The organism is Pseudonocardia sp. McavD-2-B, from assembly GCF_024124365.1.
Taxonomy (GTDB): Bacteria; Actinomycetota; Actinomycetes; order Mycobacteriales; family Pseudonocardiaceae; genus Pseudonocardia; species Pseudonocardia alni.
Genome location: NZ_JAMXSG010000308.1, coordinates 1 through 6,317, shown reverse-complemented (window position 1 = coordinate 6,317; position 6,317 = coordinate 1). Strand labels below are relative to the sequence as shown.

The 6,317-nt window shown below is 71.0% G+C and carries 7 protein-coding genes; 1 reads left to right on the top strand and 6 read right to left on the bottom strand.

Going from position 1 to position 6,317, the window contains the following annotated elements:
* The first annotated feature begins 166 nt into the window (after positions 1 to 166).
* On the top strand, positions 167 to 1,618 hold the full coding sequence (locus NH602_RS26755) for a hypothetical protein (RefSeq protein ID WP_253069223.1): 1,452 nt from the start codon (positions 167 to 169) through the stop codon (positions 1,616 to 1,618).
* Positions 1,619 to 1,647: 29 nt separating this feature from the next.
* Here NH602_RS26755 and NH602_RS26750 read toward each other — a convergent pair whose 3' ends face one another.
* The 6 genes from NH602_RS26750 to NH602_RS26730 form a co-directional block, all read right to left on the bottom strand.
* The gene (locus NH602_RS26750) at positions 1,648 to 1,926 is read right to left on the bottom strand and encodes a hypothetical protein (RefSeq protein WP_253069222.1); all 279 of its coding nucleotides are present in this window, start codon (positions 1,924 to 1,926) and stop codon (positions 1,648 to 1,650) included.
* A gap of 416 nt (positions 1,927 to 2,342) precedes the next feature.
* A complete protein-coding gene (locus NH602_RS26745; RefSeq protein ID WP_253069221.1) occupies positions 2,343 to 4,454 on the bottom strand; it encodes a cell division protein FtsK in 2,112 nt (703 codons plus the stop codon).
* The gene (locus NH602_RS26740) at positions 4,451 to 5,053 is read right to left on the bottom strand and encodes a hypothetical protein (RefSeq protein WP_253069220.1); all 603 of its coding nucleotides are present in this window, start codon (positions 5,051 to 5,053) and stop codon (positions 4,451 to 4,453) included. Before NH602_RS26740 ends, NH602_RS26745 begins: the two co-directional genes overlap by 4 nt.
* Entirely contained in the window at positions 5,050 to 5,172 is a 123-nt protein-coding gene (locus tag NH602_RS31535) for a hypothetical protein (RefSeq protein ID WP_256495907.1), read from the bottom strand. The genes NH602_RS26740 and NH602_RS31535 overlap by 4 nt, the downstream gene beginning before the upstream one ends.
* A 47-nt stretch (positions 5,173 to 5,219) precedes the next feature.
* Entirely contained in the window at positions 5,220 to 5,591 is a 372-nt protein-coding gene (locus NH602_RS26735) for a hypothetical protein (RefSeq protein WP_253069219.1), read from the bottom strand.
* Positions 5,588 to 5,950: a hypothetical protein gene (locus NH602_RS26730; RefSeq protein WP_253069218.1), complete on the bottom strand. Its 363-nt coding sequence runs from the start codon at positions 5,948 to 5,950 to the stop codon at positions 5,588 to 5,590. The genes NH602_RS26735 and NH602_RS26730 overlap by 4 nt, the downstream gene beginning before the upstream one ends.
* Between the last annotated feature and the right edge of the window lie 367 nt (positions 5,951 to 6,317).

Sequence of the window (6,317 nt, the reverse complement as noted above, 5' to 3'; positions counted from 1 at the left end):
GCCGAACTGAAGAACTGGAAAGTCCTCCGCAAGATCCGCTCCAGCCCGAACCGGGCCGACGAACTCATCGCCGCAGTTCAGACCCTCGTGATCGCCAACGCTTGATCAGGTTGGCAAAGGCTCACTGTCGGATCTGCGTTCTCAGGCGACGGCGGGGATGGCGGCTGTGTCGGTCGCGTTCACGACGGGCATGTCTGGCCTGGCGACGACGGTCACTGCAGGGTTCACCTCCGTCCAGACGGCGTTCCGGACCGGGATGGCGGCGCTCCCCGTGGGAGTCACCGAGTCCTTCGCGCAGATCCAGGCGGCGTTCACGGCCGGGATGACGGGTCTCGCAACGGTGGTGGGCGCGCAGATGGAACTGGTGCGGCTGGCGTTCGTGAACCCGATGGTTGCGCTGCCGCAGCAGATGTTGGCGCAGCTGGTGGCGCTGCAGCAGGCGTTCGTGAACGGCATGCTGATGTTGCAGAACACCGTCACTCTCGGGATGCAGCAGATCGTGCTCGCGTTCACGACACCGCTGCAGGCACTGCCGGCGACGTTGACACCGCAGTTCGCGCTGATCCAGCAGGCCTTCGTCAACGGCATGCTGATGGCGCAGAACACCGTCACGCTGGGCATGGCTCAGATCCAGGCGACCGTGGTGGCAGGGATGACGCAGATCGTGGCGTCCGTCCAGCTCGGAATGCAGTCGATCGTGGTGGCGGTCCAGCAGTCGATGGCGGCCTGCACCATCGCCGTGCAAACCGCTGTCGCGACGATTCTGGCGACGGTGCAGGCTGGTTTCGCGCAGGTTCCGCTGGCGATCGCAACCGGGATGGCGCAGGCGGTCGCGTCTGTCGCGTCCGGGTTCGCCTCCATCGTGTCGAGCGCGATTTCCGGGATGGGCCAGTACGTGTCCACGGTCGGAGATGGTGTGTCGCAGGCGGTCGGGAAGTGGGTCGAGGGCGCCGGCGAGATCGGCCAGGCCCTGGGCCGGCTCAGCCAGGACATCTTCCTGTCCGCCGAGACCTCGGTCAGCGGGTATGTGTCCCGGGTCGCGGCCGGTGTGGGGGACGTTGCCGCCGCCTGGGGCAAGATGGCCGGCGCAGCTCTGGACGCCATCACGTCCCTTGTCCCCGGCATGCAGAACGCCGGATCGAACGCTGTCCGCGCGTTGGCATCGGCGATCGCCAACGGTGCCTCAGCGGTGATCTCGGCCGCGGCGAACGTCGCCCGTCAGGCCATCGCGGCAGCCAAGAGCGCGCTGGGGATCGCGTCACCGTCGCGTGCGTTCCTGTCCATCGGTGACTTCGTCATCGCCGGGTTCGTGAAGGGCCTCGACTCGGACAAGCCGGCGCAGGAGATGCGCCGGCTCGCCGACAACGTCATCGCCGAGGCGGAGCGCATCACGAAGGCCGCCGCTGGGACACCGACGTTCGCGGCGGGCCTCGACACGAGCCGCATGAACGCCCGCGTGGAGGCGTCCATCGGGGGCCTCGGGGCACCGGCTGCGAGAGCGACAGGCGGGCGCACCCAGACGTTCAACTTCAATGTCCAGAGCAGCGCCGACGAGCTGACCGCGGAAAGCGTCGCCCGGGTGACCCGCCGACAGGCCGCTCTGGGGCTGTTCGGATAGTCCGCGTCGCCTCTGGCGTCAGCTCAGGTTCACCGGCGTCGGCTGCGGCGGATCCTGGCCTGCTGCATGGGCTGGCCGACGCAGTCGTAGGCGACGTTGACGATGTGGTCCCGGGTGTGGGGGTCCATCGCGGCGAGGTTGCCGGCGAGGAGTTCGAGCAGCGCCGCGAGTGGGTCGGCGAGCTCGGCGCGGTCGAGGCCGGCCCAGGTGTGGAGTTCGGGTGCGGAGCGGATGACACCGGCGGCGTCGCGCACGGTGGTCTGCTCGACGCGGAGACGGTCGGCGGCGCGGCGGTCTCGTTCGTTCACGGCGGTTCCCCCGGGGTGGTCGTACGCGGACGTAAGCCCCGGGGGAAGCGGGACAGCTGAGGGTAGCTGTACCGCTGTCTGTGGGCCTGTCAGGAGCCGCTGAGGGCTTCGTAGACGCGACGGCCGACCCTCACCCGCCTTCCGGTGCCCCCGCAGCGCGGGCACGGGCGCCACGCCTTCCCCGTCGGGGACTTGAGCTTGGCAGTTCCGGAGCAGCGGCGGCAGGCCGCGAACGGCCAGAACGCGCACGCCCCGAGGTAGACGATCGACACGGCTAGCACGAGCAGGAGCAGGGTTTCCACGACGCCTCCAGGGCTGCTTCGGGTGGACCCGGCGGCGGCCCGCTAGACGCTAGTTCCCAGGCCAGGACCATGATCGGTCGCTAGCGGGGGTGCTAGGTCTAGCGGGCCGTGCCGCTAGGCGGTGATCTTGCGGTGGGTGTTCTCGATCGCGGCGAGGACGTCCGCGCGGGTCACCCCGCGACGGTTCGCGCCAGCCCCGCCGGAGGTCTTGCCCCACACCTGCCCGGTGCTGATCCCGAGCGGCTTGAGCGCGGCGGCGAGGGTCTCCGGGGTCCAGTCCGCGTACCGGGACGGGGCGTGCTCGGCGAGCTTCGCCAGCACCGTCTCCGACCACACCCGCCGGTCGGTGATGGTCGCGAAGATGACGGCCAGGTCGTCGAGGAGCTGCGCCGCCGGGGTCAAGGTCTCCTCCCGGTGCCCGGCGGCGTACCCGGTGATCGTGCCCGCCACCTCCCGCGCCGCCCGCGCCCGCTCGGCGACCTTCTGCGCCGCCACCGAGTCGAGGTAGAAGGTGCGGACGACCTGCGGCTCGTCCCCGGCCCCGACGAGGTAGCCGATCCCGCGGTCGGACGGGGTGAACGTCGTCGCTCGGATCCCGTTCTTGTAGGCGCTGGTGCCGAGGACCAGGTCGTTCTCGATCTGTCCGGTGACCCGCAGGCAGAACCTCAGCCCGACGTTGCCGGACACCCCGGTCGGGACGGACTTGGCGTCCGGGCGCTGGGTGGCGATCACCAGGTACACGGCGAACGCCCGGCCGCGTTTGATGATCCGTTCGGCGAGCTCCCCGGCTTCCTTGCCCATGTCGGGGTGGGTGAACAGCTCCTGGGCCTCGTCGATGACCTGCACGATCGGATGCAGCCCTGACCCCTTCTTCGCTGCCAACTCCGGGGTGACCTTCTTGTCCGGCACCACATTGCGGGGCAGCTTCGACACCACCTTCGCCCGCCGGCCGACCTCCTCGAGCAGCTCCCGCAGCGACGCCAACGTCTCGGCGAGCGCTTCGTCGTCGACACCGGAGGAGTAGCGGTAGGCGACCAGCTCCAACGCCTCCAGGTCACCGGAGCCCTTGTGTTCGCCGATCCGGAGTTCGCAGTGCACGTCCAGCGCTGCCGCCAACGCCAGGACTCGGACCGCGGCGGTCTTCCCGCCACCGGGCAGCGCGCCGATGAGCGCGTTGGTCTCCTCGAGGCTGACCTTCACGGTCCGCTGCCGCTGGTCGGTGCCGAACGGGAAAACCCCGCCCACGATCTGCACGCCCCCGGCCCGGGCGAGCGGCCACGCGGCAGCCTTCACCTTGTTCAAGGGCTGGTCACCGACCCACAGGATCAGGCGGCCGGCGTGCTGCTCGGCGGCGGCTTCGGGCCACACCGACGACAACGGCCGCCGCAGCCCCGACGCCAACCGGTCGCGGCGTTCCATCACGTCGGCGACGGTGACGCCGTGGGGCAGGTCCACATCGGCCCGCCACCCGGGCCCGTCGCGGGTGATCGGGGCGACGAACGCCGGTGCCTGTGCTTTCGGCCCGGTGCTCATCGCCGAGATCCCCAACGCCTGCAGCGCCCGGGTCACCACGTCCGGGGTGAGCCTCGGCGGGGCGGACGGGGTGACGGTGGCGGGGTCGGTGACCCGCCTGTCCCGCGGGCGCCCGTACCGGCCGAGGGCGGCGACGATCCCGACCAGCAGCACCGTCTGCGCCCACCCGATCCACACGGGTGCGGGCTGCAGCACCTGTACCGGGCGCCCACCGGCTCCCGGTACCTCGACCGTGGCGGGAGAACCCGCCCACCACAGCAGCACCATGCCGGTGACCAGCGCCGACACCACGGCACCGGTGATGATCGCCCGCTGCTTCACCCGCCGGTTCCGCTGCTTGGACAGGGTCATGTACTCGTTGATTTCGCCGCGAGTGACGGCGTTCGCCCGCAGGGGGGCGGCCTCGGCGTCGAACACCCACTGCCCGGCGTGGAACAGCAGCAGCATCAACCCGCGCGGCGCCCACCACACCAGCCGCAGCGCGTACTTCGGGGACCTGGTCAGGTGATAGAGGGTGACGTGGGCGCCGAACCGGGCGAGCCACCGGGCGAGCTGCCGGGCCTCGTCCCGGTTCCGCAGGTAGGCGGGAACGATCGGCCGGCGTTCGGTGTCGCGGACGGTCAGAGCGGTGCCGTAGATGGTCTTCGGTTCCGGGCCCTGGTCGACGGGCACCAGCTCGATGTCGTCGCTCACGACCCCACCACCTGACCGTTGCGGCGCCCGGCGAGCAGCTCCCGCGCCTGGTGCTCGGTAATTTCGAGTTCCTTCGCCAGGCGGCGCCTGCCCGCACCGTCCGCGATCAACGCCTCGGCCCGGTCCACGACCGGCGGCTGACGCCGGTCGTCATCTGCACCGGGCTCTGCCTGGTCCAGCTCCGGAACAGTCCGGACTCCATCCGGGTGAGGGGTGCGGACAGTGTCCGCACCCTCGTCGACCACCAGGCCCTGCCCGGTGGTTGCCGGGACGGTCCACGCCCTCGCGACGAGGTGGGTCGTCACGATCGCGCCGACCGGACCCACCAACCCGAACGCGCCGTAGGCGTGCACCCCGGCGTACCCGGACACCGCCGACGCCAGCACCACCGCAGTGGCGGCCTCCCACCGCAGCCGCGGCTCGGTCACCCACAACCACGTCCCGGTCACGGCGACGACCTCGACGATGCCCACCGCGGCGGGGTGCGCCCACCCGGGCACGTTCACCGCCGCCGCCAGCGCCACGGTCGCGGTACCCGACAGGACCAGAGCGCAGCCGATCGCGGCCAGGACCAGGACGGTCTGCACGATCCGCTTCACCGCCGACCACCCACAATCCGCTCCCGTCGGGTCACCGCGTAGGCGCCCACGGCCATGACCGCGGACCCGGCCAGCAGGATCAGCATCGACGCCGTTTGCACCTGCACCACGGCCAGCACGGACACGAGGGAAGCGAGGACGGCCAGGAACCACGCGCGGGCCGGCATCACACCTCACCGCCCAGCGCCGTCACGGCCACGGTGACCGCCCGGGCCAACGCGGCAGCCTCCGCGACGGTCAGACCGGGCTCAGCGCCGCCGGCGCCGCGGACGCACACCACCGGCTCGTCGACCGTGATCCCATCGGCCGGATCCAAGTCGACGTACTGCTCGACCTGCACCGTGACCGGATGCTGAGAGAACTTCGGTCGCTCGACCGCCAGGATCTCCACGCCACGGTGGTGCCGGTAGATCCCGCCGGCCGTCTGAATGTCGTCGACGGTGATCCCGTGGTTCGGATCGGCGATACACCAGTCGGGGCAGCGGAGCTCTGCTGCCAGGAGGGCGACGTCGGCCGGGTCAAAGATCGGGGTGTTCATCGCTCGCACCGCCCGGTGTGGTGCTCGGCGAGATCCGCGGCGGCGAGCAGGTCCGCGGCGACCTGCCGGGCCTCAGCGGGGGTGAGCGCGGTGTCGACGTAGGCGTCGATCCTGCCGATCCCGATGACGACCTGCGCGGGCTGCACGTCCCAGGCGCGGCTGGCCGGGTAGCGGTCGGAGGTCTGGACTGCGGACACCGTGACGGTGCCCGGGTCGTCGGTGGTGCCGGAAACGGGCCGGAGCTCGGCGCCTTCGGACTGGCAGACCTGGTCGTACTGGCCGGCGTCCTCGTGGGCGCGGCACCACTCGATGTGGTCGTGACGCGGGGTCGGTACGTGCAGGGTGGCAAGCTTGCTCATGGGTCAGCTCCTGGGCTGATCTAGGGCCCGGCCAGCGGTCGAATCGCTGCGTCCGGGCCCGCCTGTTGTGGAGGCGGGTAGATCAGTCAGGAGGAGGTCCTCGCGCTCTCTGGGCAGCCTGTGGGCAGCAGCAGAGAGCGAAACCCAGGGAAAGCCGGGGAAGGTACGGGCAGGCGCGGGAGAGCGCGATTAGCAGGTCAGGGTAGCGAACCAGGGGGGACCAGCAGGTGACCGAGCACAGTCGAGGATCAGCAGCACCAGTTCCCCTGGCACTACTAGGTCGTCACTCCGCGGCGGGGCGCGGCCGGGGCACGGGGACCGGCCGCGCCGCGACGACGGCCCGCGGGCCGCTCTGCTGCGGGACGGC

Bases quoted from the DNA above. Each gene is read 5' to 3' on its own strand.
- NH602_RS26735 (WP_253069219.1), bottom strand. From the start codon at position 5,591: ATGAACACCCCGATCTTTGACCCGGCCGACGTCGCCCTCCTGGCAGCA.
- NH602_RS26730 (WP_253069218.1), bottom strand. From the start codon at position 5,950: ATGAGCAAGCTTGCCACCCTGCACGTACCGACCCCGCGTCACGACCAC.